The following is a 25,148-nucleotide window of genomic DNA, read 5'->3' on the forward strand; positions in this document are numbered from 1 at the left end:
GCTTTAATTTCTTCCGCAAGCCGAAAACGGGCCAAGACCGGGACTTCCCATGCAGAAGGCCGCCATCGAACGGAACAATGAAACGATCGCAGCCCAGCTTACGCCGGTCGGCCGCGAGACGGTGCAGGATCGCGTCTATTCGGAGCTGCGTCGCGCCTTGATCGGCGGCCTCTTCGAGCCGAGCCAGGTGCTGACCATCCGCGGCCTCGCCGACGCGCTGGTCACCAGCACCATGCCGGTGCGCGAGGCGCTCGGACGACTGATCACGGAGAAGGCGCTGGAAGCGCTTCCCAACCGCTCCGTGCGCGTGCCGCCGATCACGCTGGAGCGGATCGACGATCTCTTGCGCGCCCGTTCCCTGATCGAGGGCGAAGCCATCGCGCTGGCCGCCACGCGCATGAACCCGCGCCAGATTGCTTCGGTCGAGGCCATGCTCGGCGAGTGGGACGAGATGCGGGCGCTGAAACACAAGAAGGATATCGACCGCGAGGCGACGCTCAACCAGAGCTTCCATTTCGAGATCTACCGCTGCTGCGGTTCCGCCGTGCTGATCCCGATGATCGAGAGCCTTTGGCTGCAATCAGGACCCTGCATCCGCGTTGCTATCTATGCCTTTTCCGACGCCGGCGAGGTCGACACCGCCCACTACCATCGCAGCATCGTCGCAGCGCTTGCGAGGCAGGATGCGCAAGCGGCGCGCGAGGCGCTGGTGGCCGACATCAGCCGGCCTTTCGCCTTCCTGCGCGACAAGCTCCAATCCGCAAGCAAAGAAGGATTGAGGGCATGACGCCTGCCATCAGGATCACTGAGGAACGTTCAAAGCTTTCCGTGACGGCGTTGCTGTTGCCTGAAAAGGCGCCTGACAACGCTGCCTTCCTGCTGGCCTATCTCGAGCAGCCGCGCGTCGTTGCCGGCATCCATGCGATGTGGACGGGGCCGGAGATCTCCTGCCCGGTTCCGTCAGCGGATATTGAGGGCCAAACCTATGCCAGGCCCCTGCCGGCGGAGAATGCAACGCTGACGCCGCAGCCGGGCGACATCGTGCTATCCTACGTGCCGCCCCGCATGTGGGGCGGCAGTCCGAATGCGATTTTCGACATCGGGTTGTTTTACGGACAGGGCGCGCGCCTGCTGTTCCCGATCGGCTGGCTTGCCGGAAGCGTGGTCGCGCAGGTGCGTCCCGAGGAGCGCGACCGGTTCGCCGCCGCCTGCGGCGTGATCCGCCGCAACGGCGCTTGCGACATCACCTTCACTCGTGTGGAGATATGAATGGCTGAGGACGACGACAGTTTCGAACTCTTCGATCTTCGTGTCGAGGCGGTTATCCCCGAGGGCAAGCCGATCTATTGCGGCGCCAAGGCGGGTGACTATTTCGAGCTCAAGGGTGAGATGCTGTCGATGCCGGCGGGGCAGGGTTTTTCGATCTATTCGATATCAGCCGTGCTGCCGCTGCTCGCGGCAAAACAGCGCCCGACCCACAAGAACGACTGGATGACATCAGACGCCGAGATCGCCTGCCCCGATCCCAATTGCGCCAGCCGGCTGAGGATCGTCAGGACGGGCAAGCGGCGGTTCAGCCACGCCGAAACCACGGCGGTGCCGCTGCCGAAGGAGAATGACCAGAGATGACCGAAAAGTCCTTCGAGCTCAGCCCCGGCTATACGATCTCACGCGTCATCCGCGGCGGCTGGCAGCTTGCCGGCGGGCATGGCGCGATCGATCGCCAACAGGCGGTGACCGACCTGATCGCCACTTTCGACGCCGGCATCAGGACCTATGATTGCGCCGATATCTATACCGGCGTCGAGGAGCTGATCGGCGCGGCGCGGCTGCGGCTTGCCAATGAGCGCGGCCTCGACGCCGCCGCCAAAATGAAGGTTCACACCAAGCTGGTGCCTGACCTGGAAAGGCTTGCAAACATCAGCCGCGACTATATCAGGGGCATCGTCGACCAGTCGCTGCGGCGGCTGAAGACGGAGCGGCTCGATCTCGTGCAGTTCCACTGGTGGGATTATGCGCTGCCCGGCTATGTCGACGCGATGGGCTGGCTCAATGACCTTCGCCTGGAAGGCAAGGTGCGCAATGTCGGCACCACCAATTTCGATACGCCGCATTTGGCCGAGATCCTGGCCGCCGGGGTGCCGCTGGTCAGTCAGCAACTGCAATACTCCGTGCTCGACCAGCGGCCGGCCAACAGCCTCGCGGCACTCGCCAAGCAAAACGGCGTCAGTTTCCTCTGCTATGGTTCGGTGGCAGGCGGCTTCCTGAGCGAAAAATGGCTTGATGCTGCCGAGCCGCAGACGCCCCTCGAAAACCGGTCGCTGGTCAAATACAAGCTGATCATCGACGACTTCGGTGGCTGGGAGCTTTTCCAGGAGTTGCTTCGCACATTGAAGGCCGTCGCCGACCGCCATGGCGTCGACATCGCCACCATCGCCAGTGCCTGGGTGCTGGAGCAGCCGCAAGTGGCGGCCGTCATCGTCGGCGCCCGCAACCAGGCGCACGCCCTTGCCAATGCTAGGATTATGGACGTGGTGCTCGACGCCGACGACCGGGCGCGGATCGCCGCCGTGATCGCGCAAAGCCGTGGGCCATTAGGTGACGTCTACACGCTGGAACGGGACCGCCACGGCCGCCACGGCTCGATCATGCACTACAATTTGAACGCAGGCCGGATATGAGCGCCGCCATGGACGAGAAGTCCTCTCTGCTTTCCCGCGCGAGCGCCGAGGTCGTCGATCTTCACCGCTTTTTCGTCGACTGGTTCGTTGCAGGAAGCGCGGACAGGGCGGATTTCAGCCGCTTCGAACGCGTCATGAACGAAAGTTTCTGCATGGTTGCGCCGGACGGCCAGATCCTCGATCGTGACGCAGTGGTCGACCACGTCAGGGTAAGCCGCGCTACCTGTGATGGCGACTTCACCATTTCGATCGAAGACATCAGGGCCAGCTGGCAGGCCGACGACGCGATCGTCCTCTGCTACGTCGAAACGCAGCAGCGCGCCGGCAAGCACAGCCGCCGTCGCTCGAGTGCCGTTTTCACCACCAGTTCATCGGCGCCCAATGGCGTTGAATGGCGACATCTGCATGAAACCTGGCTGCAGGTGTCGGAAGGCTGAACAGGCTCAAGACATGAATTGAATCAGTGTCGTGTAACGAAAGGGGAACAACAGTGACAAAGACGATACTTCAGATCACCACCGCGCTGGCTCTGCTGACAGCCGCCGGTGCAGCGCAAGCCGCCGATTGCAAGATCACGGTCGGCCTCGTCATGGAACTGACCGGTCCGGCCGGCGAATACGGCCAGGCCGGCGCCAAGTCGGTCGAAATGGCCTTCCGCGATATCAACGACGCCGGCGGCGTGCGCGGTTGCGATCTCGCCACCGACACGCGTGACAGTCAGAGCCAGGGCAACATTGCGGTCGACGCCGCAACCCAGCTCGTGCAGGTCAAGAAGGTGCCGGTGATCATCGGCGGCATCATCTCCTCGGTGTCGATCCCGATCCTGACGTCGGTCACCGCTCCGGCCAAGATCGTCCAGGTCTCGCCGGCTTCCTCGTCGCCGACGCTGACGGCGCTCGGGCGCGACGGCAAGACCAATGGCATCTTCTTCCGCACCATCACCTCGGATGCGCTGCAGGGCGTCGCCGCGGCCAAATATGACATCGACAAGGGCTTCAAGAAGCTGTCGGTCATCCACGTCAACAACGACTTCGGCGTCAACATGGTGGCGGAATTCTCGCGCGCCTATAAGGCGCTCGGCGGCACCATCGTCTCCGACACGCCCTACAATGAAAAGCAGTCGAGCTATGCGTCCGAAGTCACGGCGGCCATGGCCGGCGAGCCCGACGGGCTTTATCTCGTCAGCACGCCTGTCGACGGCGCGACCATCGCCCGTACCTGGATCTCGCAGGGCGGTGTCCAGAAATTCCTGCTCAATGACGGCATGAACAGCCCGGACTTCATCGAATCCGTCGGCGCCGATTATTTGAAGGACGCTTATGGCACTTCCTCGGGCACCAGCCCGACCGCATCGACCGAGTATTTCACCAAGAACTACAAGGAATTTTCGGGCATCGAACCGTCGAACCCGGCGGCCGACCGGTCCTATGATGCCGGCGCCATCGTCGGATTGGCAATCGCTATTGCCGGGTCCGAGGATCCGGCCAAGATCAAGGAGGCCATGTACAAGGCGGTCGACCCGGCCGGCACGCCGATCTATGCCGGCAAGGACGAGTTCGCCAAGGCGCTCGGCCTGATCAAGGATGGCAAGCCGATCCGCTACGAAGGCGTCATCGGCCCGGTCGCCTTCGACAAATACGGCGACATCACCGGCCCGTTCCGCCTCTGGAAGATCGTCGACGGCAAGGTGACGTCCGATGGCGAAATGACGACGGATGACGTCAACGCCCTGCAGGCGAAGCTTCAGTAAGGCGCCTATATCTGTCCGGCATCATTTCATTGAGGTTGATGCCGGACACCACCGTCCCGACTCGCACGCTCAGCTAGTATAGCGGCTTGGCCATGTGCCGGGGTGTCGGCCACTCCGTCGTGATCCCGGGCTGCACCGGCCGCTCCAGATAGGTCGACAAAACCACGTAGCTTCGCGTCGAGGTGACGCCGGGCGTTTCGTAAAGCCGCGACAGCAGGCCTTCGAGCGCCCGAGTGTCCTCGGTGCGGACTTTGATCAGCATGCATGTGTCGCCGGCCACCGAATGAATCTCCTCGACTTCGGGGTGCTCGGAAATCGCCATCAGTTCGGGGGTCTTTCCCCAGCCCTTGGTGTCGATGTGCACGAAAGCGAGTAGCGGCTTGCGCACCGCCTTGGGATCGATGATCGCCGCGGTGTTGCGGATGGCGCCGCTGCGCCGAAGCCGCTTCACCCGTTCATGGGCTGCCGGCGGCGACAGGCCGACGCGTTCGCCGAGCTCGGCATAGCTGATCGTGGCGTCATCGACCAGAACGCCTAATATTTTTCGGTCGGTGGCGTCGATGTCGCGGGCGGCAGGCCTGTTCTGCGGAATGCCATCTGTTTCTTCGTCCATAATGAAATTCCTTATTGATACAGAATTTAATACGGTCATTATTGCCATATGTCGAACAGTGATCAAGTCGCAACATTGACGGCTAGGCCGCCTATCCCGGCGCTCGCTTATCTGCTCACTGGATGCATCGCCGTGATCGGCTCCAACTCGCTGGTTCTCGGTCCGATAGCACCGGCGGTGGCCGCGTCGTTTGCGACAAGCGTGCCGGCCGTCATGATCGCGTCCGCTGCGTTCGGCCTCGGAACATCCGCAAGCGCCTTGTTCCTGGCGCGCTATATCGATCGGCTTGGCGCTCGCCGCATGCTGCAAGGGGCCTTGCTGCTGCTGGCGATAGCGCTTCTCGCCAGCGCCGCCGCGCCGACGGTGACGGCGCTGGTTGCGGCCCAGCTTCTCGCCGGCATCGCCGCCGGTATCGCCATGCCGGCAATCTATGCCAGCGCCGCAGCGATCGCGCCACTTGGCCGCGAAAGCGGGACGATCGGCGTCGTGCTGACCGGATGGACGCTGAGCATGGTAGCCGGCGTTTCGCTATCGGCGGTGCTTGCCGATCTGCTGCATTGGCGCGCCGTTTTTGCGGCGGTCGCGGTCCTTGCGGCGCTCGCGTTGACCGGCCTTACGCTGACGTCGCTGAGCGACGTCAGGAAGAGCGGTCCGGCGCCGACACCGCTCGGCGCTTTGGCCGTTCCCGGCATAGTGCCGCTTCTGGTGGCCTGCGGCGCCTTCATGACCGCCTTTTACGGTGTCTATGGCTATCTCGGCGATCACCTTCACAATGGCTTGGGACGGCCGGTCAGCGCCAATGGGCTGGCCGCGCTCGCCTATGGCGCCGGCTTCGGCACGGCGGCACTTCTTGACGGCGTGATCGATCGCATTGGAGCGCGCCGCGTCATGCCGTTCGCCTATCTTCTGGTCGCGATCGTCTATGTCGCGCTTGCCGCGTCAAGCAGTAGTTTTCATCTGACCATCGCGATGGTGGCGGTCTGGGGCCTTGCCAATCATTTCGGGCTGAACGTCCTGGTGATGCGCCTTTCGGCGCTCGACCCGGCGCGGCGCGGCACCATCATGGGTTTGAACAGCGCAGTGACCTATCTCGCGGTGTTTGTCGGCACCACGGCCTTCGGACCGCTTTATTCCAGCTTTGGCTTTGCGGCATCGGCCGTGGTCGCAGCGTTGCTCATGCTGGTTGCCGCTTCGGCGGCGGCGTGGCATTCGCCGCGGTAGTCGCGGACCATCGCAAGTCGCCGGTTTGAGCCACGCGGCGGCAAGCGGCAGAGCTTGCGCCTCCCTCCTGTCCTTCGATAAATGCAAATGAAAGTGCCACAGTCCGGAAGGACGCGCGGCGCTGTATACGGATATCCGGCTGCGAGCCCGTCTGGACATGGGATGAACACGACGCTTGAAACCACCGCAGACCCTTCGCCGAGAGAGCTCGCTTTTCTCGGGGAGCGGCTCAGCGCGTTCAACGACAGCGATGTCGGTCCGGCCAACAGGAAGGCGCTCGCGGTGTTCGTGCGCGATGAGCATGGCGCCGTTGTCGCCGGTATCTCGGGATACACCGCCTGGGGCTGGCTCTATGTGCAATGGCTCTGGGTTGATGAGCGCCTGCGCGGCCAGCACATGGCCGGCAATATGCTGGATGCGGCCGAACAGGAAGCCGTCGCGCGCGGCTGTCACGGCGCCCTGATCGACACGTTCAATCCGAAAGCGGCCAAGGCCTATGAGCGTCAGGGATATCGGCCTTTCGGCGTGCTTCCCGATTTTCCCGTTGGCCGCAGCCGCGTCTTCCTGCAGAAGAAATTGTTGGCTTGAGTACGGTCGAGCCGAAGCCCGAAGGATTTGGCCCAAACCAGCCCGGCAAAATGACCAACCTGATCTCATCTTGCTCTAGTTAGCCGGCAAGGCGCCCGCCGCGCATCGGCTGTGGCACACCGGTGGTGGTCGGGAAGCTGATCGGCAGGCCCCTGAGCACGCGGACCGCAAGGAAGGCGAAGCACTCCGCCTCCACTGCGTCACCTTTCCAGCCGAGCGCCTCCGCCGGCACCGCTTCGACGCCGGCGCGGCTGGCAAGCATGGCCATGATCGTCGGGTTGTGGCGGCCGCCGCCGCTGACCACCAGCCGCTTCGGCCGATGCGGCAGAAGGTCGAGCGCTTTGCCGACGGCGGCGACCGTGAAGGCCGTCAGCAGTGCTGCGCCATCCTCAGCGTTCATTCCATCCGCCATGGCCGCGCCGAAATCGAACCGGTCCAGCGATTTTGGATAGGGCTTGGCCAGATAGGGATGCTGCAAGAGCTTGGCCAGCCGGGCTTCGTCGACGGTGCCGGCGCGGGCCAATGCGCCATCGCGGTCCATCTCGCCAAGCCCTTTCGACTTGATGAAATCGTTCAACGGCGCATTGGCCGGTCCCGTGTCGAAGGCGACGACATTATCCTTGCCGTCCCACCAGGTGATATTGGCAACGCCACCGAGATTGAGCACGGCCGTGTCGCCGCTGGCGTCGGCATCGCGCAGCAACGCGGCGTGATAGGCCGCCGACAGCGGCGCGCCCTGGCCACCGGCGCGCATGTCGGCCGAGCGGAAATCATAGGCCACTTTGGTACCCAGAATGGCATGCATCAACGCGCCATCGCCGAGCTGGCGGGTCTGGCCGAGCCGGCCGACTTGCGGCGCGCGATGCAGCACGGTCTGGCCATGGAAGCCGACGACCCCAATATCGGCCATCGTCAGACCGTAGCTTTCGACCAGGTTCTTGACCGCCGCGGACTGGGCGCGCGTCAGCGCCTGTTCGGCCTCGCGAAAAATCGCCGGCTCCGGTCCGGTGAAATTCCATGCCCTGGCTTGATCCAGCGTCTCCTCCAGCAGGGTCCGGATCGATCTGGGGTAGGGTGCGAGCGTGTAGGTGCCGAAATCCGCAATCCGCTCGCCGTCGGTCTTGATCAGCGCAACATCGATATTACCGTCCAGCACGGTGCCGGTCATCAGACCGACGGCCCAAATTGGTTCCATAACTATCCTAGGCTCCATTGACGAGATCGCTGACCGACTGGCGAAGCGCTGCGATCCCACTGTTGAAATGACGTGTCGGATGGATCCGGTTGGTGAGCAAGGTCCATGCCTTGCCTTTGTCGAAGTCGATCCACAGCCCGGTGCCGGTAAAGCCGGTATGCCCGATCGTCCCAGGGCTGCACAGCCGGCCGCCGGACCAGCCTTCATAGGGCTGCTCCCAGCCATGGGTGCGGGTCGCGGACAACGGCGTGCGCATCAGCGTGATCGTACGCGCGGATGCGCCGGTCCCGTCCAGCAACCCTTGTGCAAAGTCGAGGATAGACGCCGCCGTTCCGAACAGCCCGGCGTGACCCCCACCTTGCAGCGCCGAGCAATTGTCGTCGTGGACCTCGCCGCAGAGCACGCGATGACGCCAGGTGCAGTCTTCCGTCGCCGCCGAGGCATCCGGCTCGGCGGAGAACGCAAAGCCCGGGCCGGGGTCCATCTCGCGGATGGCCTTTCCCGACACGCGCTCCAGGGCAAAGCCGAGCAGGATAAAATTGATGTCGGAATAGACCGGTTCCCCGGCCTGCCATTCGCGCTGCAGGACGAAGGCGCGCAACAGCTCGAGGTCGCGCCCGTAGGTGTAGATTGGCGCAACGGCGGGAAACGGCGTCTGATGGCCGAGGCACTGGCGAAACGTCACCTTCCGCTCCCAGGCCTTTTCATCATATTGGCGCAGGTCGGATAGAACCGAGATCAGCGGTGCATCGAGATCGATGACGCCTTCCTCCGCCAGCGCCAGGATGCGTGGCGTCGTGAAGATGATTTTGGTCAACGAGGCGAGATCGAACCAGGTTTCGACATGCATCGGCCGCACCTTCGGCACGATTTGAGCCGAGCCGATTGCCCGGACGAAGCGGTCGCCATGCCGATCGACCATGCCGAGCACGCCGCCGGGAATGCGTGAGGCAGCCACCGCCGCTTCGAGAGGGGCGAAGGCGCGGTCGAAGAAGTGGGCGAGGTCGGTCAATGCCAGCCTCCGCTCGAAACTTGGCGCTTTACGACACCCCCCTCCGTCCTGCCGGACATCTCCCCCTCAAGGGGGGAGATTGGCAGTTTTGGCGCCGCCGTCCATTTCTTTCCGCGTTGAAAATTGGCGAAACCTAAGGCGATATCCAATCTCCCCCCTTGAGGGGGAGATGTCCGGCAGGACAGAGGGGGGTGCTGTCCCGCTGCGTCTGGATAATTTTGGGCGACATGCATCACGCTTCCACCCTCGCTCTGTGATCCGGCCCGAACTCATCCCACCTCGCCGGCTCCGGTTCAAATCCCAGCGGCCGCACAAGCGAGGGGACCTGGCGCGTGTCCAGTTCGAAATGCTCGCGCCGCCGGTCGATGGTGGGAACCGCCGCAATGAGCTTCTTCGTGTAGGAATGCTTCGGCTCCGACAACACCGATGTGGCGTCGCCGATCTCGACGATCTGGCCGGCATAGATGACCGCGATGCGGTGGGCGATCCGCTCGACGACAGCCATGTCATGCGAAATGAACAGATAGGCCAGCCCGAACTCGCGCTGCAGTTCGACCAACAGCTCCAGAACCCTGGCCTGCACCGAGACATCGAGCGCGGAGACCGCTTCGTCCAGGACGACGACGGAAGGGTTGAGCATCAGCGCGCGGGCGATGCACAGTCTTTGCCGCTGGCCGCCCGAGAATTCGTGCGGGTATCGTTCAAGACTACTTTCCGGCAGGCCGACGCGTTTCAGCAGCGCGGCCATTTTCGTCCGCGTCTGCGCGTTCACACGGCCGCCGGTGGCGATCACCGGTTCCGCCAGAATGCTGGCGATGCTGAGCCTGGGATTGAGCGAAGCGTAGGGGTTCTGGAACACCATCTGCACTGGCAGGGCGCTCTGCTCGGCGGCAGCCTTCCGCGCGCCGGCCGAGAATGTGCCGCGCGTCGACCGCACAAGCCCCAGGATCGCGCGCGCGGTGGTGGATTTGCCGGAGCCGCTCTCGCCGACGATGGCCAGTGTCTCGCCGGGCATCAGGTCGAAATCGACGCCGTCGACCGCATGCACGGCGCCGCTGGCGCGGCCGAAGAAACCTGATTTGACCGGAAACCGCACCACCAGGCCGTCGACCTTCAGCGCCGGCTCGGTGCCTTTGTCCTGTTCGCGTCGCCCGTCCGAGCGCGTCGCGCGACCGCTGGCGAAATGCGGCACGGCGTGCAGCAGATGCTGCGTGTAGGGGTGCTGCGGATGGTCGAGTATCTGGTTCAACTCGCCCTGCTCGACGGCCTCGCCGCCCTGCATCACCATGATCTTGTCGGCGATGCCGGCGACCAGGCCGATGTCGTGCGTGATGAAGATCATCGACATGCCGGTTTCCCGCTTGAGCTCGGCGAGCAGCGCCATGATCTGCGCCTGCACCGTCACGTCAAGCGCCGTCGTCGGCTCGTCAGCTATGAGCAGGCGCGGATTGCAGGCGAGCGCCATGGCGATCATCACGCGCTGCAGCATCCCGCCCGACAGCTGGTTCGGTGTGTATTCCAGCCGCCGCGCCGCATCCGGAATGCGCACGCGATCGAGCGCATCCTTCGCTGCAGCCGTAGCCTGCCGGCCGGTCAGGCCGCGATGCAGGCGAAACGATTCCTCGATCTGCGTGCCGATGGTCAGCACCGGATTGAGCGAGGTCATCGGCTCCTGGAAAATCATGCCGATCTCGGCGCCGCGGATCTTTGTCAGTTGCGGCTCGGTCGCCGTCAACAGGTCGAAGACGCTGTTGTCGGCCCGTCTCAGCTTGATCGAGCCGCCGGTGATGCGGCCGCCGCCATAGTCGACGAGGCGGTTGATCGACAGCGCGGTGACCGACTTGCCCGAGCCACTTTCGCCGACGATTGCCAGTGTCTCGCCTTCGGCGAGGTCGAAACCGACGCCGCGAACGACCTCATTGGCTTCAGGGTTGCGGCCGAAGCCGACGCGCAGGTCGGTGATGGACAGAAGCGGCATCACGCGATCGACCTCCGCATCTTCGGATCGAGAATATCGCGCAAGGCATCGCCAAGCAGGTTGAAGCCCAGGATGCTGACCATGATGGCGAGACCCGGGAAGATCATCAGCCAGGGAGCTGTTTCCATGAGGTTGCGGCTGTCGCTCAGCATCAGTCCGAGCGACGCGGCGGGCGGCTGTGTGCCAAGGCCGAGGAAGCTCAAGCCGGCCTCCGTCAACAATGCCCAGGCCAGCGCCAGGGTAACCTGGACGGTCAACGGCGCCACGAGGTTGAGCAGCAGATGCCGGGTCAGGATGTAGCTTGAGCTGGAGCCGAAGGTGCGCGCGGCGTCGACGAATTCACGCGCCTTGAGCGACAGGGCAGGGCCGCGCACGACGCGCGTGAAGATCGGCGTGTAGACGATGGCGATGGCAACGATGCTGGTCCATGTTCCCGGCCCCGCAACCGTGACGATCAGCAACGCCAGAAGGATCGCCGGGAACGCCAGCAGCACGTCCATGACGCGCATGAGCAGGCCGTCCCAGCGGCGTCCGAACCACGCTGCCGCCAGCCCGAGAACGGTGCCGGCGAGCGTTGCGAAAGCGACCGAGAAGAACGCCACCGTGAAGGATTGGCCGATCCCGGTCATTAGCCGGCTTGCCACATCGCGGCCGAACAGGTCCGTGCCCATCCAGTAGGCGCTGTCGGGCGCATGCAGCCGGTCGACGCGATACTGCATCAGCGGATTGTGCGGCGTCAGTCCCAGCATTCCGAGGATCGCAAGCAGCAGATAGAGCGCGACGATCGCGCCGCCGATCCGGCCGCTGGTATGCGCGAAGATGGCGCGCAGAATACGCATCAGCGCTCCCCCAGCCGGATGCGCGGATCGAGCGCGACATAGGCGAGGTCGACCAGGAGATTGACGATCATGAAATTGAAAGCGATGAACAGGACGCTTCCCTGCACCAGCGCATAGTCGCGCTGCAGGATCGCATCCAGGATCATGCGTCCGAGACCCGGCAGCGCATAGATCTGCTCAACGATGACGGCGCCGCCCAGGAGGTAGCCGAACTCGATGCCGCTCAGCGTGACGACTGGGATCAGCGCATTCGGCAGGGCGTGGCGCCAGATGACGGTTCGGTTGGAGGCGCCCTTGCTGCGGGCCGTCCTGACATAGTCGTCGCTCAGCACGTCGAGCATGGCCGAACGCGATATGCGGGTTACCGAGGCCGCGAAGGCAAATCCTAGCGTGACCGCGGGCAGCAGCAGCTGGCTCAGATTGCGCAGCGGATCCTGCCACAGTGGCGAAAACGCGCCCATCGTCGGCAGCACGCCAAAACCGGCGGACAGCGTGTAGATGATCAGCAGGGCAAGAACGAAATTCGGCGTCGACTGACCGATCATAGCGACCACGCGCACGCCGAGATCCGACAGCTTCTCATTGTGGGTGGCGGCGAAAACCCCCGCCGGCATGCCGACCGCAAGCGCGATGATCATCGCCAGCAGCGCAAGCTCGAGCGTGAGCGGGAAGCGCTCGAGGATAACGTCGAGGACCGGCTTGCCATAGGTGACCGAGATGCCCAGATTGCCGTGCAAGAGACCGAGCACCCAGCGCCAGTACTGGATGAACCAGGGCTGGTCGATGCCGAAATAGGCTGCAAGCGCATCACGCTGCGCGGGCGTAAGGAGGCCGGCTTCGGTCCCCAGCATCGCCGTGATCGAGTCGCCCGGAACCATCCGGATCGCCACGAAAACGAGAACGGACACGCCAATCAGGACGAGAGGAAACGTCGCCAGCCGTCGCATCAGATAGTTCACGCGAAGAATACCTCTCGGGCGATAGGTCCGAAGCCGGAGTTGGTTACTGCTGGAGCGTTACCTTGGCGAGGCTGAACAGCGATCCGGTCGGCACCGGCACGAACCCTCCGACATTCTTCTGCTGGGCCGTATAGCTGTACGAGGTGTAGAGCCAGATCCAGGGCGACATCTCGGTGATATGTTTCTCGAAATCGCCAAAGATCACCTTGCGTGCCGCCGGGTCGGTCTCGGTGCGGCCTTTCTGCATCAGTCCGTCGAGCGTGTCGTCGATATAGTTCGCCACCTTCTGCAAGTTTCCGGCCTTGGTCCAGTAGCGATTGTACATCGTGTAGGGATCGGCCCTGCCGCCGTTCAAGGCGATGGCCATGTCGAAGTCGCCCTTCAGCCAGGCATCGACATAGACATTGAGCTCCATCATCTTGATGTCGAGCTTGACGCCGATTTCGGCGAGCTGCGACTGGATGACCTGGGCTTCGGCCGCCGCCGTCGGCGGCTCGCCGGTGGCGCCGATCACGCTCGCCGAAAAGCCGTCGGCATAGCCGGTCTCGGCCATCAGCTTCTTGGCCTTCTCGACGTCGCGCGTGTAGCAGAACAATTGGTTCGGATCGGTCGCCAGAGCAGGGATCGTCAGCGGGCCGGTGACCTTGCCTTCGCCAAGCGAGGCGGTGTCCAGCACCTCCTGCCGGTCGATGGCGCAAGAGATGGCTTGACGCACCTTGAGCTCGGTCATCGGCTTGCGTGACGGATTGAGCTGCAGCACGTGATAGGCAAGAACCGGCACGCGGTTCAATTGCAGGCTGGCTTCCTTTGGAACCAGCGTGGCGACAAGCGGGTCGTTGAGCAGCGCGAAATCGACCTGCTTGGTGCGCAGCGCCGCCAGGATCGCCGTCTCGTCCGGAAGCACCGAGATGTCGATGCCGTCGACGCCGGTCGCGCCACCGGCCCAGTCTTTGTTGGCGACAAGCACTTCCTTGGAATTCGGATCCCATTTCTCGAGCTTGAACGGACCCGAGCCGATCGTCGTCGTGCCGATCGAGCCGGCGGCGATTTCGCTGGCAGGGACAATGGCTGCGTTGATGTCGCTCATCGCCGTCAGAATCGGAACATCCGGCTGCGACAGGTGAAACACGACGGTGGCCGAATCTGGCGTATCGATGCTGGCGATCGAAAGGAAGTTGGCGCGGGCGGCTGCACTTGTCTTCTCGTCGAGTATCCGTTCGAACGATGCCTTTACATCGGCCGACGTCACCGCCGCGCCGTTCTGGAATTTTGCTTTCGGATTGAGCTTGAAGGTCAGCTCCTTGCCGTCCGCCGAGAACTGCCAGGAATCGGCGATGGCCGGGGTGATCTGCAAATTTGCGTCGAGCCGTACCAGCGGTTCGTAGATCAGCTCCAGCAGCCGCAGTGACGAAAAGGCTGTCTGCTTGTGCGGATCAAGCCCGGTGGCGTCCTGTGACCAGGCCATCCGCAACGTCGCCGCATTCGCCTGCGCCGGGACTGCCGCAATGCCGAGCATCGCCGCCAAGGCAATGCCAGGTAGCGTCATGCCGGAAAGCAGTTTCTTCGTAAGGTGCTGTACCATCGTCGTCTCCCATTCTGATCGAACTCGATGCCTTGCAGTTCCGCGGACCGCTTCAAAGAGACACGCGTCCCCAGAATGTCGGCCCAGAATGTCGGCCCAGTCTGTCGGCCCAGTATCCATGCGGCTTCACACCGTCTTTTCGCCTATCGCCTTTCGCAGGAACCCTCCGGCAGCGCCAAGCGCCTCGCGCGCCTCTTCGACGCCCATGCCGGTGATCGTCACCAGTATCGCCAGCTTGACGTCATTGTCGGTCTGGTCGAGTGCTTGTCGTGCCTGTTGCGCCGCGCAACCGGTCGTCTGCATGACGATCCGGACGGCCCTGGCGACGAGCTTCTTGTTGCTGGGGTTAAGGTCCACCATCAGGTTCTGATAGCTCTTGCCGATGCGGATCATGCTGGCGGTCGTCAGCATGTTGAGGACGAGCTTTTGCGCCGTTCCCGACTTCAGCCGGGTCGAGCCGCTGAGAACCTCGGGGCCGACAAGCGGAGAGATGGCGATGTCGGCAAGGCCGGCGATGATCGACCTGGGATTGCAGGACAGCGCCACGGTCGTCGCGCCCACCTGCCTTGCATACGTTAAGCCGCCGATGACATAGGGCGTTCGCCCGCTGACCGCGATGCCGACCACCACATCGTCGGCGGTGAGATTGATCTCCTGCAGAGCCTTCATGCCCTGTTTTGGATCATCCTCCGCGCCCTCGGCGGACCGCACCAGCGCGTCAGCGCCGCCTGCGATCAGGCCCACCACCATGCTCTCGGGCACGCCGAAGGTCGGCGGACACTCCGAAGCGTCGAGGACCCCCAGCCGGCCGCTCGTGCCGGCACCCATATAGACAAGCTGCGCACCTTTCTGGAACGCACCCACGATCCGGTCTACGGCGGCGGCGATTTCCGGGATGACCTTTTCGACGGCGGCCGGCACGCCTCTGTCCTCATCATTGATCTTGCGCAGGATATCGATGGTCGGCAGTAGGTCGATATCCATCGTCTTCGGGTTCCGATCCTCGGAAACCAACCGCTCCAGCTCCGACATCAACCCTTGTTCGCTCATCCGCTTGCTTTCAAAGTTCTTGCCGCCAGCAAGTACTAATGTGATGCCGCGCCAAGCGTCGACCAGTGCCAGTGGTTGGCATTGGCTTCGTGTCGGCTGTCCCGGTTTCTGCTTTGTTAACTTTCTAAAATTGATTATTCGCAGTGTCAACGGACAGTGGAATATAATATTCCATTCCTTGTGTTGGGACGCTATCGGCCGCCAAGAGACTTTTTGGCCAGGATGATGGCCCCTGAAACCGCGTCGCCATCGGCGGGTTTCAGACGCCGGCGGACGTCGGGAGAAAGCCACGGCTCGAGCGGGCTGGACAACCCTCCCAGCAACGTCAACCGTGGCGCGCCTTTTTCGAAAAGCACCCGCACGAAAGTATCGACTTGCTCGGCCGCACCTTGCACGATGCGTCGTCCGACCGGATCTCCCTGGTCGGCGTGGCGGATCACCATGGGTGCGAAGGCCGCATAGTCGGTCGCTGTGGCGCGGTCCATCCAGGCGACCGCCTCGATCGGGTCGTCCTTGAAACGCTGCATGACCTCCGTCAGCAGCGCCGTGCGCTCGTGCCGGCCATCGTGGGCGCGCAAGGCGAGCTGCACGGCCTTCAGCCCAAGGTCGGCGCCGCTTCCCTCGTCGGAGATCGGAAAGCCGTAGCCACCGACGCGCAGGTCGCGCCCGTCGACAAAACCGATGCCGATGGAGCCGGTGCCGGCAATGACAATGGCGCCGTCCTGGCCCGAATGCGCACCAAGGCAGGCGCCGACGCCGTCGCTGACGAAGTCGATGCTGGCAAAGGGATGTGCAATCGCCCGAAACGCCTCCAGCGCACCCTTGCGCCCGATGCCGGCGAGGCCAATTCCTGCCCGGATCCGGGCGATCTCCGCCGGCCCGAAACCCGCCTCCTCGATCGCCGCGTCAAACGCTTTGGCAACGGAGGCCCAGGCCGCGCCGATGCCGAGCCGCGTCGTTGCCGGGCCCGACAAGCCTTGCCCCAGCACCGTTCCCGCTTCGTCTTCGATGCGGGCGCGGCAGCCGGTTCCGCCGCCGTCGACGCCCAGGAAATAATGCGCAGACGCCGCGGCGACACTCATCCACTTATCCGCTCGATCTGGGCGCCGCACAGGCGGAGCTTGCGGTCCAGCTGCTCATAGCCGCGGTCGAGGTGATAGACCCGGTTGATGACTGTCTCGCCTTCGCAAACCAGCGCCGCCAGCACCAGCGAGACGGAGGCGCGCAGATCGGTGGCCATCACCTGCGCGCCCCTCAGCTTCTCGCCTTCGCGCACCAGCGCCATGGTCCCTTGCAGCTTAATATTGGCGCCGAGCCGCATCAGCTCGGGAACATGCATGAAGCGGTTCTCGAAGATCGTCTCGCGCAACAGCGCCGCGCCGTCGGCACAGCACATCAACGCCATGAACTGGGCTTGGAGATCGGTCGGAAAGCCAGGATAGGGTTCCGTCGTAACGTCGACCGCTCTGAGGGAGCCGTCCCTCGATACGATCAGTCCACGGTCGCCGGGCCAGACCTTCACACCAGTGGCCTCGAGCAGCTGCACCACCGATGCCATGTGCTCGAGCCGCGCATGGGTCAGCTCGAGCTGGCCGCCGGTGATGGCCGCGGCAATCGCGTAGGTGCCGGCCTCGATCCGGTCCGGGATGATGTCGTGCGTGGCAGCACGCCAGTTGCTGCTGCCCTCGATCAGGATGCGGTGCGTGCCGGCGCCTTCGATCCGGGCGCCCATGGCGTTCAGGCAGGCGGCGAGATCCGCCACCTCCGGTTCGCGCGCCGCATTGAGAATTTCGGTCTCGCCCTTCGCCGCGGTCGCGGCCATCATCGCGGTTTCCGTCGCTCCGACCGACGGCGAGCTCAGAACAATGCGTGCGCCTCTCAATCCGCCCGGCGCCGACGCAACGATCAGTCCGTTCTCGATGGCAATGTCGGCGCCAAGGGCGGCGAGCGCCGCGACATGCATGTCGATCGGCCGTGCGCCGATCGCGCATCCGCCGGGCAGCGAAACCCTGGCATGGCCGAAGCGGGCAAGCAGCGGGCCGAGAACAAGCACCGTCGCGCGCATGCGCCTCACCGTGTCGTAAGATGTCTCCTTCGAGAGGGCACCACTTGTATCGATGGTGGCGGCATGGGCTGATCTGGTGATCTCGGCGCCGTGCAGTCTCACCACGCCAAGCATATTTTCCACATCGGTCACATCAGGCAGGTTCGTCAGCTCCAGCGGATAGGGGCTGAGCAGCGCTGCCGCTATCTGTGGCAGAGCCGCGTTCTTCGCGCCGGAGATGGTCACCGCGCCTAGCAGCCGCTGTCCGCCGACGATCCGCAATTTGTCCATGGCTCTGGAACCTGACCTGATATGTGTACGAGCTTACGCGCTCGCAGGCGATCTTTCATGCCCGAATCTGGGCCGGTCGCATCGGCTCGAGAGTCGATGGATCATTCCTGGCTGTCAATCGTGGCCGGAATAATTTATTCCTTTGTTTGGCATTGCCTGCAACTGGCGACAAGGGAACGCATGTCCGTCCTGAAGAAGATCGAGGCCAAGCTCGAAACCATGGCGCCCGGTGATCGCCAGATCGGGCGATTCATCATCGACCATCCGGACCAGATGCTGCGCCTGTCGACGGCGGCTCTCGCGGCCGAGATCGGCCGCAGCCAGTCGAGCGTCGTCAAGTTCAGCCAGAAGCTGGGTTATTCCAGCTATCAGGAACTCAAGCTCGCCGTCAGCGAGGCCAAGGCGCAGGAATGGCAAGTGCCGGCCGGAGTGATCCATGGTTCGATCGAGGTCGGCGACAGCTACCAGATCATCCTGAAGAAGCTGACCGGCAGCAAGCTTCTGTCGATGCAGCAGACCGTCGCCGCCAACAGCGAGCGGATCATCTCCAGGGCGCTGGAAATGCTGGACCGTGCGCGTCGCATTCATCTGGTCGGCGTCGGCGCCTCCTCGCTGGTCGCGCGCGATTTCTCCTACAAGCTGATGAAGCTCGGCCGTAATGTGCTGCACGACAGCGACAGCCATGTGCAGATGGCCAATGTCTCGACGCTCGGACCCGGCGACGTGCTGTTCGCGCTCTCCTATTCCGGTGCCAGCATCGAAACCTTGCGGATGGCCGAACTTGCCCGCAAGCGCGGCACGACGGTGATCGCCGTCACCGGCCTGCATGACAATCCGTTGAGCCGCGTCGCCGACATCCGCCTCTACACCATCGCCGACGAAGAGCGTGCACGCTCCTCGTCCATCACCGCACGCGATGCGCAGCTGACACTGACGGACTTGCTGTTCATCCTGCTCGTGCAAAAGCAGCCGGACGCCAATGAATATGTCCACAACAGCGAAGTGGCCGTCTCGGTGCTGAAGGCGGATCGATCATAGCGCTGCCGGTGTGTTGCAGATGACAAGCGCAGCATCATCTCAGAAGCGATGGATGCGCAGGCCCAGCACTTTCTCCGAGACGATCACCACCACCAGCGTCAGCACGATCGATACGGTCGAGACGGCTGCGGCTTCCGGCGTGAAGTTGGTGCGCAGATAGTCGAACAGCTGGATCGGCAGCGTCGACGTCCCGATTCCCTTCAGCATGAACGAGATGGTGAAAGTGTCGAAGGATATGATGAAGGCGAACAGCGCGCCGCCGATGACGCCGGGCTTGATCAGCGGCAGCATGATGCGGCGGAAGCGGGTCAGGCGGTCTGCGCCCAGCGAACGCGCCGCCATGTCCCAGGACGGGTCGAAGCTTTCCAGCGAGGCCGAGACGTTGATGAAGACGAAGGGCAGCGTGATCAGCACATGGCCGGCGACCATGCCGATCATGGTCGTGGTGCCGATGCCGATCGCATAGACGAAGAACAGCAGTGCGATCGCCGTCAGCACTTCCGGCAGCAGCAGCGGCGCCAGCATGGCGACGCGCACCGTCTCCTTCCAGCGGCCGGCATGCTGGACGTAGTAGAGCGCGGCCATGGTGCCGATGGTTCCGGAAATGACGGTGGCAACCGCCGCCACCCACAGCGAGGTTCGGATCGCGCGCATGAACACGTCGTTGTGGAAGAACGTCACATACCAGCGCAGCGACAGGCCCTGCGGCGGGAACGTCAGGAAATTGCCGGCATTGAAGGAAGCGCCGACCACGACCAGGATGGGCGCCAGCAGAAACGCGTAGACCAGCAGGCAGTAGAGCGTGAGCACCGGCCGCTTCATGGTCGCGCCACCTTCCATTTCATGCGCGTCAGCCGCGCGAAGATGACGACGCAGAGCGCGCCGGTGACGGACAGCATGAGCGCCAGCGCCGAGCCCCATGGCCACTGGAACGTGTCGATCAGCGCGTCGACGACGGTGACGGCCATGGTCTTGACCCTGAGGCCGCCGATCAGCGACGGCGTCACATAGGCGCTGAGCGACAGCACGAAGACGAGGATGCAGCCGGCCTGGATGCCTGGCGTGCACAGCGGCAGGACGATGCGGCGGAAGGCGGTGAAGCGCGAGGCGCCGAGCGAGCGCGCCGCCGATTCCAGCGACGGGTCGACGCCCTGGATCCCCGCCATGATCGGCAGGATCATGAAGGGCAGGAAGACATGGACCAGCGCGATGACGATGCCGAGCGCATTGTACATCAGCGGCAGCGGGCGATCGATGAGGCCCATGCCGGTCAGCGTGCGGTTGATGAGGCCGGCATTGCCCAAAAGAATCGTCCAGCCATAGGAGCGGATGACGATGCCGACCAGCAGCGGCGACAGCACCAGCCCGTAGGCCAGTGCGCGAAAGCGCATGGTGCCGCGCGCCAATTGCCAGGCGACGGGAAAACCGACGACAAGGCAGATCGCGGTGGTGAGCAGGCCGATCCACAGCGTGTTGGCGACCTGGTGCAGGTAGAAACTGTCGGCGAAGAACTTGGTGTAATTGCCTGTCGTGAAGCCCGGGCCGTAAGGCGTGCCTTGCCCCGGCATGCGAAAGCTCATCACCACGATGTTGAGGTAGGGCAGGATGAGAAAGATGCCGAGCAGCACCGCCGCCGGCGCGATCAGGACCAGCGGTCCAAGGCCCTTGCGGCGCGCCGCCCTCATTTTGCTGCCCCGAGCAGCCAGAACCCATCCGCCGGCGCGTGCACGCTGACGCGGTCGCCTTCGGCAATCCGAATGTTCGGAAAGGTCTGGACGTGCAGCGTCTCTCCGGAATCGAGGGCGACGCGGTAATCGATAATGCTGCCGGAATAGTAGCGCGCGGTGACCTTTCCTGCTGCGCCGCCTTGACCTTCGGGCCTGAGTTCGATCGCCTCCGGGCGCAGCGACAGTGTGACGGCGGTGCCCGGCGCATAGTCTTCGCGGCTGTCGACGGCGACTTCGCCGAAGACGGACGCCACGCGCCTTTTGCCGGCTTCCGCCGCCCCGATGATCGTGCCCTTAATCAGGTTCACCTGGCCGACGAATTGCGCGATTTCTAGATTTTCGGGGCGCTCATAGATGTCGGACGGCGCCCCGATCTGGGCAATGCGGCCGCCGAACATGACCACGACCCGGTCGGACATCGTCATCGCCTCGGCCTGGTCATGCGTGACATAGACGGTGGTGATGCCGACGCGGCGCTGCAGATCGCGGATGAAAACACGCATTTCCTCGCGCAGCTTGGCGTCGAGATTGGCGAGCGGCTCGTCGAGCAGCAGGATCTTCGGCTCGATGACCAGTGCCCGAGCCAGCGCCACGCGCTGCTGCTGGCCGCCGGAAAGCTGGTTCGGAAAGCGCTCGGAATAGCCGCCGAGTTGCACCATATCGAGCACCTTGGCGATGCGGCTGCGCATTTCGGGCTTGGCGATCTTGCGCATCTCCAGCCCGAAAGCGAGGTTCTGGTCCACCGTCATGTGCGGAAACAGCGCGTAGTTCTGGAACACCATGCCGATGTCGCGCTTTTCGGCCGGCACGTTGACGACGTCCTTGCCGTCGAAGCGGATCGCGCCTTCGCTCGCCTCCTCGAAGCCGGCGATCATCTTCAGCGTCGTCGTCTTGCCGCAGCCCGACGGACCGAGCAGCGAAATGAACTCGCCATCGGCGATACGGATCGAGATGCCGTCGACCGCGCGTGCGGTGCCGAAGGTCTTGGTCAGCCGCTCGATGCTAACCTCGGTCATGAATGCTCCACTTCACAGGCGATCGACCGCCACCGCAGGTGCGGCGCGGCTGGCGGGAGGCGCGCCCCGAAAGCGAGACGCGCCATCTCGATCTTTAAAGGATCGTCTTGGCCCAGCGCTCGGCCAGCTCGCCCTGCTTCTCGTTGACGAAATCCCAGTCCCAGGTGAGGATCTTGGTCATTGCCTCGCCCGAGACCGGCACATCTGCCTTGAGGTCGTCCGGAATGACCACCTTGGAGTTGGTCGGCGACACGAAGAATTCCTTCGCCATCAGCATCTGGATTTCCGGCGACAGCAGGAAGTCAGCATATTGATAGGCCAACTCCTTCTCCGGACCGTTGGCCAGGATCGAGACCGTCTGGTCGAACATGAACATGCCTTCCTCGGGAACGACGCAATCGACCGGCAGGCCCTGCTTGCGCAGCCGCGCGATCTCGCCGAAATCGAACGGCGCGACGACGATTTCGCCCGAAGACAAAGCCGTGGAAAGATTGAAATCCACCTGGATCACCTGGCCCAGCTTGGCGAGGGCGTCAAAGCCGGCATCGACATCGTACTGGTCCTTGCCGAAGATCTTTGAGGCCAGCAGCAGCTCCATCTTGCCGGCACTGTTGGCGAAATTATAGAGGCCGATCCTGCCCTTGAACTCCTCGTTGCTCCACAGGTCCTTCCAGGCCTTGGGCGGCGTCTGAACCAGATCGGTGCGGTAGCCGATGCCGATCGGCGAAATGGCGCCGGTGGCGCCGAAACCGTCGGCGATCTTGGCCAGCGGATAGAGGTCGTTGTAATTCGGCAGCTTGGCCAGATCGAGTTTTTCGAAGAAGCCCTCCTTGCGCAGGCCGGACGCGAACACCTCATTGGTCATGATGATGGAGTAGGGCGGCTTGTCGACGCCGGCGGCACGCAAATTGGCGCCGAAGACGCGGCCATTGCCGACATCGAGCGTCACCTTAGCGCCCGAGGCCTTCTCGAAGGCCGGTGCGATGGTCGAGCGCCAGAACTGTTCCCAGACGCCGCCGAGCGTCGGCACGATCAGCGTCTTCTCCTGTGCGATGGCTGGCATTCCGATGAGCCCGGCGGCGCCGAGCGCGCCCATGCCGGCAAGCGTCTGTCGTCTGGTGAATTTCGTCATCACAATTCCCCTTGTTGATTTTTTTGAATCAATTCGTTCTTTGGGACGGCCGAAGCGCTCCATCGTTCAGCGGCCGAAAGCCTGTCGGGTCTTCAGCTCGATATAGTCTCCATAGGTGATCGGCTCATATTTGGCCTGCTTGCCGTCCGTGCAGAACGGCTCCAGGCAAGAGATCACCGTCTCCTTGCTGGGGTTGACGAAAAACGGGATCGACTGGCGGCGCGAGCTGCCTTTCCTGTTGCGCGGCGGATTGGCGACGCGGTGCGGCGTCGAGACCCATTCGTCGTTGCTCCAGCGCATGAAGGCATCGGCGATGTTGACGACATAGGCGCCGTCGATCGACGGCGCATCGAGCCAGCGGCCGTCGCGTGTTTGCACCTGCAAGCCGCCGGACGATGCTTCCGAACGCAGGATGGTCATGAAGCCGTAGTCGGTGTGGACGCCGGCGCGAAGCTGGCCGGGCAGGGGGTCCAATTCCTGCTCGGGATAATTGATGACCCGCAATGCCGACAGATGGTTCTCGAAAGCTGGCTCGAAATAGTCGGGCTCGAGGCCGATCGCCTGGCAGAAGATCCGGCGCAGATGCCCGGCAAGCGACTCCATTTCGGAGAAATAATCACGAAAGGCGCTCTCGATACCTTCGGGCTGGTCCGGCCAGGTGTCGCCGTTGAGGCGCAGGCCGAAATTCAGGCTTTCCTTGTAATCGCCTGGTGTCTTGATGCCCTTGGTGGCGGCCAGCGCCTCGTCGGCGATCGGCGAGAACGCGACGCCGCCGTTCAAGCCGGTTCCGCGCCCATGGCTGCGCTTGTAGTCCTCCGGAAGATCGAAGAACGCGCGCGCCAGATTATAGAGCCGCATCGTCCTCTCGGGCGACACGCCATGGCCGGTGACCAGAAAGAAACCGGTGGTCCGGCAGGCGGTCTCGATAGCCCTAACGACAGCGCCGGTGCCGGCCTCGCCGCGGATGAAAGGCCCGACATCGATGACGGGAATCCCCTGATCTGTTGCTTCGCCCTGATCTGTTGCATCGACTTGAGGCGCAGGCTGCATGATCTCGATCACCTTCCTGTTGGAATTGTCAAACGCAGAAGGCGAAATCCAGGCATGGCCGCTTCAGGGTGTTGAAGCAGTGAAAGCGGGCAGGGCGGATGATCTCGCATGCGCATCGCTGTGCCTTCTCTAGTGCCTTGTCCCGCTTCGAGAGAAGCCGGGGAAACGCCGGTTTGATGGACGTTATAGCTACAAACGAATGTTGACAAGATCATCTGTTGTTGTCCATATCGAAAATGTTCAGCTACGAATTGGACGGGCCGGGTGAGACTATGGACGACCTTGGAGCACAGGAACAAGCGGTTCTGGACCTCATCGCGGCGAACCCGTTCGCCGGCCAGCAGGACATAGCGACCGCGCTCGGCATTGCCCGTTCGACCGTCGCGGCCCACATCGTGCAACTCGTCAACAAGGGCTACATTCTCGGCCGCGGCTATGTGTTGCCGGCTTCCAAGCGCATGATCTGCATCGGCGGCGCGGTCCTGGACCGCAAGTACCACGCCAAGAAGGATCTGATCTTCGAGACGTCGAACCCGGTCGACGGCTATCGCAGCTTCGGCGGGGTCGCCCGCAACGTCGCCGAGAACCTTGTCCGCCTCGGCGTCGACGTCAGCTTCGTCTCGATTGTCGGCGACGACGAAACCGGCCGCTCGCTGGTGCGGCATCTGCGCGATCTCGGCGCCGACGTCAGCCAGGTGATCACCACAACGGAGCGGCCGACGGCGGAATACGCGGCCATCCTCGATCTCAACAACGATCTCGTGCTCGGCATCGCCGACATGGAGATTTTCGATCTGTTTTCACCATCCTATCTCGACCGCTTCTGGCCGCATCTGGCTTCGGCGACTTGGGTGTTCATCGACTGCAACCTACCGGCCGCGACGATCGCAGCGCTGATGTCACGCAAGCAGGGCGCGCGTTTCAAGCTCGCCGTCGACACGGTGTCGTCGCCGAAATCGGCACGCCTGCCGAAGGACCTGACCGGCATCGACCTGTTGTTCACCAATCACGACGAGGCCAACACCATGCTTGGCATCACCGATGCCGACAAGCGGCTGAAGCCGAAAGACGCTGCCGCTGCCTTGCGCGCGGCCGGTGCTGCCGAGGTCATCGTGACCATGGGCGCGCATGGATTTGCTGTGGCGACCGAGAGCGGCGTGGCGACGATGCGCTCCGTGCCAGCGCGGGCCGTCGACATCACCGGCGCCGGCGATGCGATGATTGCCGGCACCATGTACAAGGTGCTTTCGGGCGATCCCGTGCCCCACGCAGCGCGCACCGGCGCGCTGCTCGCCACGCTGACCACCGAGAGTGAATCCAGCGTTCATCCCGATCTGTCGCCGCGCTTCCTCACCGCCGGCATGTACCGCATTCCCGCTTGA

General features: G+C 63.4%; 26 protein-coding genes. 11 read left to right on the forward strand and 15 right to left on the reverse strand.

Annotation, left to right across the window (positions count from 1 at the left end; translation table 11 throughout):
* The first annotated feature begins 49 nt into the window (after nucleotides 1-49).
* From CIT25_RS06975 to CIT25_RS07000, 6 genes are read left to right on the forward strand one after another with little or no spacing between them, the layout of a single operon-like run.
* Nucleotides 50-787: a GntR family transcriptional regulator gene (locus CIT25_RS06975; protein WP_095483803.1), complete on the forward strand. Its 738-nt coding sequence runs from the start codon at nucleotides 50-52 to the stop codon at nucleotides 785-787.
* Nucleotides 784-1,269 (forward strand): DUF3830 family protein, encoded by a 486-nt coding sequence (locus CIT25_RS06980; protein ID WP_095483804.1) that lies wholly within the window; start codon nucleotides 784-786, stop codon nucleotides 1,267-1,269. Before CIT25_RS06975 ends, CIT25_RS06980 begins: the two co-directional genes overlap by 4 nt.
* On the forward strand, nucleotides 1,270-1,629 hold the full coding sequence (locus CIT25_RS06985; RefSeq protein ID WP_095483805.1) for a TIGR04076 family protein: 360 nt from the start codon (nucleotides 1,270-1,272) through the stop codon (nucleotides 1,627-1,629).
* Nucleotides 1,626-2,681: an aldo/keto reductase gene (locus CIT25_RS06990; protein ID WP_095483806.1), complete on the forward strand. Its 1,056-nt coding sequence runs from the start codon at nucleotides 1,626-1,628 to the stop codon at nucleotides 2,679-2,681. The genes CIT25_RS06985 and CIT25_RS06990 overlap by 4 nt, the downstream gene beginning before the upstream one ends.
* 8 nt (nucleotides 2,682-2,689) lie before the next feature.
* On the forward strand, nucleotides 2,690-3,118 hold the full coding sequence (locus CIT25_RS06995; protein WP_095484010.1) for a DUF4440 domain-containing protein: 429 nt from the start codon (nucleotides 2,690-2,692) through the stop codon (nucleotides 3,116-3,118).
* A 53-nt stretch (nucleotides 3,119-3,171) separates the two neighbouring features.
* Nucleotides 3,172-4,431, forward strand: coding sequence for an ABC transporter substrate-binding protein (locus CIT25_RS07000; RefSeq protein WP_095483807.1), 1,260 nt, complete (start codon nucleotides 3,172-3,174; stop codon nucleotides 4,429-4,431).
* Nucleotides 4,432-4,504: 73 nt separating this feature from the next.
* Here the strand turns inward: CIT25_RS07000 and CIT25_RS07005 are convergent, their stop codons facing one another.
* Entirely contained in the window at nucleotides 4,505-5,044 is a 540-nt protein-coding gene (locus CIT25_RS07005; RefSeq protein ID WP_095483808.1) for an Lrp/AsnC family transcriptional regulator, read from the reverse strand.
* A 48-nt stretch (nucleotides 5,045-5,092) separates the two neighbouring features.
* Between CIT25_RS07005 and CIT25_RS07010 the strand changes: the two genes are divergently transcribed.
* Both CIT25_RS07010 and CIT25_RS07015 read left to right on the forward strand, forming a co-directional pair.
* On the forward strand, nucleotides 5,093-6,265 hold the full coding sequence (locus CIT25_RS07010; protein WP_095483809.1) for an MFS transporter: 1,173 nt from the start codon (nucleotides 5,093-5,095) through the stop codon (nucleotides 6,263-6,265).
* A 162-nt stretch (nucleotides 6,266-6,427) separates the two neighbouring features.
* Nucleotides 6,428-6,853: a GNAT family N-acetyltransferase gene (locus CIT25_RS07015; RefSeq protein WP_095483810.1), complete on the forward strand. Its 426-nt coding sequence runs from the start codon at nucleotides 6,428-6,430 to the stop codon at nucleotides 6,851-6,853.
* Nucleotides 6,854-6,932: 79 nt separating this feature from the next.
* Here CIT25_RS07015 and CIT25_RS07020 read toward each other — a convergent pair whose 3' ends face one another.
* From CIT25_RS07020 to murA, 9 genes are all read right to left on the reverse strand, one after another.
* Complete coding sequence (locus CIT25_RS07020) at nucleotides 6,933-8,048, reverse strand: anhydro-N-acetylmuramic acid kinase (RefSeq protein WP_095483811.1); 1,116 nt, start codon at nucleotides 8,046-8,048, stop codon at nucleotides 6,933-6,935.
* Between the two features lie 7 nt (nucleotides 8,049-8,055).
* A complete protein-coding gene (locus tag CIT25_RS07025; protein ID WP_095483812.1) occupies nucleotides 8,056-9,060 on the reverse strand; it encodes a serine hydrolase domain-containing protein in 1,005 nt (334 codons plus the stop codon).
* A gap of 232 nt (nucleotides 9,061-9,292) precedes the next feature.
* Complete coding sequence (locus tag CIT25_RS07035; RefSeq protein ID WP_095483814.1) at nucleotides 9,293-11,041, reverse strand: ABC transporter ATP-binding protein; 1,749 nt, start codon at nucleotides 11,039-11,041, stop codon at nucleotides 9,293-9,295.
* Complete coding sequence (locus CIT25_RS07040; protein ID WP_095483815.1) at nucleotides 11,038-11,877, reverse strand: ABC transporter permease; 840 nt, start codon at nucleotides 11,875-11,877, stop codon at nucleotides 11,038-11,040. The genes CIT25_RS07035 and CIT25_RS07040 overlap by 4 nt, the downstream gene beginning before the upstream one ends.
* The gene (locus tag CIT25_RS07045; protein WP_095483816.1) at nucleotides 11,877-12,836 is read right to left on the reverse strand and encodes an ABC transporter permease; all 960 of its coding nucleotides are present in this window, start codon (nucleotides 12,834-12,836) and stop codon (nucleotides 11,877-11,879) included. The genes CIT25_RS07040 and CIT25_RS07045 overlap by 1 nt, the downstream gene beginning before the upstream one ends.
* A gap of 43 nt (nucleotides 12,837-12,879) precedes the next feature.
* Nucleotides 12,880-14,418, reverse strand: coding sequence for an ABC transporter substrate-binding protein (locus tag CIT25_RS07050; RefSeq protein ID WP_095483817.1), 1,539 nt, complete (start codon nucleotides 14,416-14,418; stop codon nucleotides 12,880-12,882).
* A gap of 126 nt (nucleotides 14,419-14,544) precedes the next feature.
* The gene (gene murQ / locus CIT25_RS07055; RefSeq protein WP_095483818.1) at nucleotides 14,545-15,468 is read right to left on the reverse strand and encodes an N-acetylmuramic acid 6-phosphate etherase; all 924 of its coding nucleotides are present in this window, start codon (nucleotides 15,466-15,468) and stop codon (nucleotides 14,545-14,547) included.
* 191 nt (nucleotides 15,469-15,659) lie between these two features.
* Nucleotides 15,660-16,550, reverse strand: coding sequence for a glucosamine kinase nucleotide-binding domain-containing protein (locus CIT25_RS07060; RefSeq protein ID WP_095483819.1), 891 nt, complete (start codon nucleotides 16,548-16,550; stop codon nucleotides 15,660-15,662).
* Nucleotides 16,547-17,803: a UDP-N-acetylglucosamine 1-carboxyvinyltransferase gene (murA, locus tag CIT25_RS07065; protein WP_095483820.1), complete on the reverse strand. Its 1,257-nt coding sequence runs from the start codon at nucleotides 17,801-17,803 to the stop codon at nucleotides 16,547-16,549. Before murA ends, CIT25_RS07060 begins: the two co-directional genes overlap by 4 nt.
* A gap of 180 nt (nucleotides 17,804-17,983) precedes the next feature.
* Between murA and CIT25_RS07070 the strand changes: the two genes are divergently transcribed.
* A complete protein-coding gene (locus tag CIT25_RS07070; RefSeq protein WP_095484011.1) occupies nucleotides 17,984-18,841 on the forward strand; it encodes a MurR/RpiR family transcriptional regulator in 858 nt (285 codons plus the stop codon).
* Between the two features lie 39 nt (nucleotides 18,842-18,880).
* Here the strand turns inward: CIT25_RS07070 and CIT25_RS07075 are convergent, their stop codons facing one another.
* The 5 genes from CIT25_RS07075 to CIT25_RS07095 all read right to left on the reverse strand — a co-directional run bounded on the left by CIT25_RS07075 (nucleotide 18,881) and on the right by CIT25_RS07095 (nucleotide 23,766).
* A complete protein-coding gene (locus CIT25_RS07075) occupies nucleotides 18,881-19,663 on the reverse strand; it encodes an ABC transporter permease (protein ID WP_095484012.1) in 783 nt (260 codons plus the stop codon).
* Complete coding sequence (locus CIT25_RS07080) at nucleotides 19,660-20,526, reverse strand: ABC transporter permease (RefSeq protein ID WP_095483821.1); 867 nt, start codon at nucleotides 20,524-20,526, stop codon at nucleotides 19,660-19,662. The genes CIT25_RS07075 and CIT25_RS07080 overlap by 4 nt, the downstream gene beginning before the upstream one ends.
* Nucleotides 20,523-21,584 (reverse strand): ABC transporter ATP-binding protein, encoded by a 1,062-nt coding sequence (locus CIT25_RS07085; protein WP_095483822.1) that lies wholly within the window; start codon nucleotides 21,582-21,584, stop codon nucleotides 20,523-20,525. Before CIT25_RS07085 ends, CIT25_RS07080 begins: the two co-directional genes overlap by 4 nt.
* Nucleotides 21,585-21,678: 94 nt before the next feature.
* Nucleotides 21,679-22,716: an ABC transporter substrate-binding protein gene (locus tag CIT25_RS07090; protein ID WP_095483823.1), complete on the reverse strand. Its 1,038-nt coding sequence runs from the start codon at nucleotides 22,714-22,716 to the stop codon at nucleotides 21,679-21,681.
* A gap of 66 nt (nucleotides 22,717-22,782) precedes the next feature.
* The gene (locus CIT25_RS07095; protein ID WP_095483824.1) at nucleotides 22,783-23,766 is read right to left on the reverse strand and encodes an isopenicillin N synthase family dioxygenase; all 984 of its coding nucleotides are present in this window, start codon (nucleotides 23,764-23,766) and stop codon (nucleotides 22,783-22,785) included.
* Here CIT25_RS07095 and CIT25_RS38075 point away from each other — a divergent pair.
* Nucleotides 23,765-23,899, forward strand: a complete 135-nt coding sequence (locus CIT25_RS38075) for a hypothetical protein (protein ID WP_280953349.1) — start codon at nucleotides 23,765-23,767, stop codon at nucleotides 23,897-23,899. The genes CIT25_RS07095 and CIT25_RS38075 overlap by 2 nt on opposite strands.
* A gap of 88 nt (nucleotides 23,900-23,987) precedes the next feature.
* The gene (locus tag CIT25_RS07100) at nucleotides 23,988-25,148 is read left to right on the forward strand and encodes a carbohydrate kinase (protein WP_245329780.1); all 1,161 of its coding nucleotides are present in this window, start codon (nucleotides 23,988-23,990) and stop codon (nucleotides 25,146-25,148) included.

It is taken from the genome of Mesorhizobium mediterraneum, from assembly GCF_002284565.1.
Lineage (GTDB): Bacteria > Pseudomonadota > Alphaproteobacteria > Rhizobiales > Rhizobiaceae > Mesorhizobium > Mesorhizobium mediterraneum.

What these genes read in the sequence shown, in the direction of transcription:
- CIT25_RS06975 (WP_095483803.1), top strand. Translation starts at nt 50, where the DNA reads ATGCAGAAGGCCGCCATCGAACGGAACAATGAAACGATCGCAGCCCAG.
- CIT25_RS06980 (WP_095483804.1), top strand. Translation starts at nt 784, where the DNA reads ATGACGCCTGCCATCAGGATCACTGAGGAACGTTCAAAGCTTTCCGTG.
- CIT25_RS06985 (WP_095483805.1), top strand. Translation starts at nt 1,270, where the DNA reads ATGGCTGAGGACGACGACAGTTTCGAACTCTTCGATCTTCGTGTCGAG.
- CIT25_RS06990 (WP_095483806.1), top strand. Translation starts at nt 1,626, where the DNA reads ATGACCGAAAAGTCCTTCGAGCTCAGCCCCGGCTATACGATCTCACGC.
- CIT25_RS06995 (WP_095484010.1), top strand. Translation starts at nt 2,690, where the DNA reads ATGGACGAGAAGTCCTCTCTGCTTTCCCGCGCGAGCGCCGAGGTCGTC.
- CIT25_RS07005 (WP_095483808.1), bottom strand. Translation starts at nt 5,044, where the DNA reads ATGGACGAAGAAACAGATGGCATTCCGCAGAACAGGCCTGCCGCCCGC.
- CIT25_RS07010 (WP_095483809.1), top strand. Translation starts at nt 5,093, where the DNA reads ATGTCGAACAGTGATCAAGTCGCAACATTGACGGCTAGGCCGCCTATC.
- CIT25_RS07015 (WP_095483810.1), top strand. Translation starts at nt 6,428, where the DNA reads ATGAACACGACGCTTGAAACCACCGCAGACCCTTCGCCGAGAGAGCTC.
- CIT25_RS07020 (WP_095483811.1), bottom strand. Translation starts at nt 8,048, where the DNA reads ATGGAACCAATTTGGGCCGTCGGTCTGATGACCGGCACCGTGCTGGAC.
- CIT25_RS07040 (WP_095483815.1), bottom strand. Translation starts at nt 11,877, where the DNA reads ATGCGTATTCTGCGCGCCATCTTCGCGCATACCAGCGGCCGGATCGGC.
- CIT25_RS07050 (WP_095483817.1), bottom strand. Translation starts at nt 14,418, where the DNA reads ATGGTACAGCACCTTACGAAGAAACTGCTTTCCGGCATGACGCTACCT.
- murQ (WP_095483818.1), bottom strand. Translation starts at nt 15,468, where the DNA reads ATGAGCGAACAAGGGTTGATGTCGGAGCTGGAGCGGTTGGTTTCCGAG.
- CIT25_RS07060 (WP_095483819.1), bottom strand. Translation starts at nt 16,550, where the DNA reads ATGAGTGTCGCCGCGGCGTCTGCGCATTATTTCCTGGGCGTCGACGGC.
- murA (WP_095483820.1), bottom strand. Translation starts at nt 17,803, where the DNA reads ATGGACAAATTGCGGATCGTCGGCGGACAGCGGCTGCTAGGCGCGGTG.
- CIT25_RS07070 (WP_095484011.1), top strand. Translation starts at nt 17,984, where the DNA reads ATGTCCGTCCTGAAGAAGATCGAGGCCAAGCTCGAAACCATGGCGCCC.
- CIT25_RS07075 (WP_095484012.1), bottom strand. Translation starts at nt 19,663, where the DNA reads ATGAAGCGGCCGGTGCTCACGCTCTACTGCCTGCTGGTCTACGCGTTT.
- CIT25_RS07080 (WP_095483821.1), bottom strand. Translation starts at nt 20,526, where the DNA reads ATGAGGGCGGCGCGCCGCAAGGGCCTTGGACCGCTGGTCCTGATCGCG.
- CIT25_RS07085 (WP_095483822.1), bottom strand. Translation starts at nt 21,584, where the DNA reads ATGACCGAGGTTAGCATCGAGCGGCTGACCAAGACCTTCGGCACCGCA.
- CIT25_RS07090 (WP_095483823.1), bottom strand. Translation starts at nt 22,716, where the DNA reads ATGACGAAATTCACCAGACGACAGACGCTTGCCGGCATGGGCGCGCTC.
- CIT25_RS38075 (WP_280953349.1), top strand. Translation starts at nt 23,765, where the DNA reads ATGATCTCGATCACCTTCCTGTTGGAATTGTCAAACGCAGAAGGCGAA.
- CIT25_RS07095 (WP_095483824.1), bottom strand. Translation starts at nt 23,766, where the DNA reads ATGCAGCCTGCGCCTCAAGTCGATGCAACAGATCAGGGCGAAGCAACA.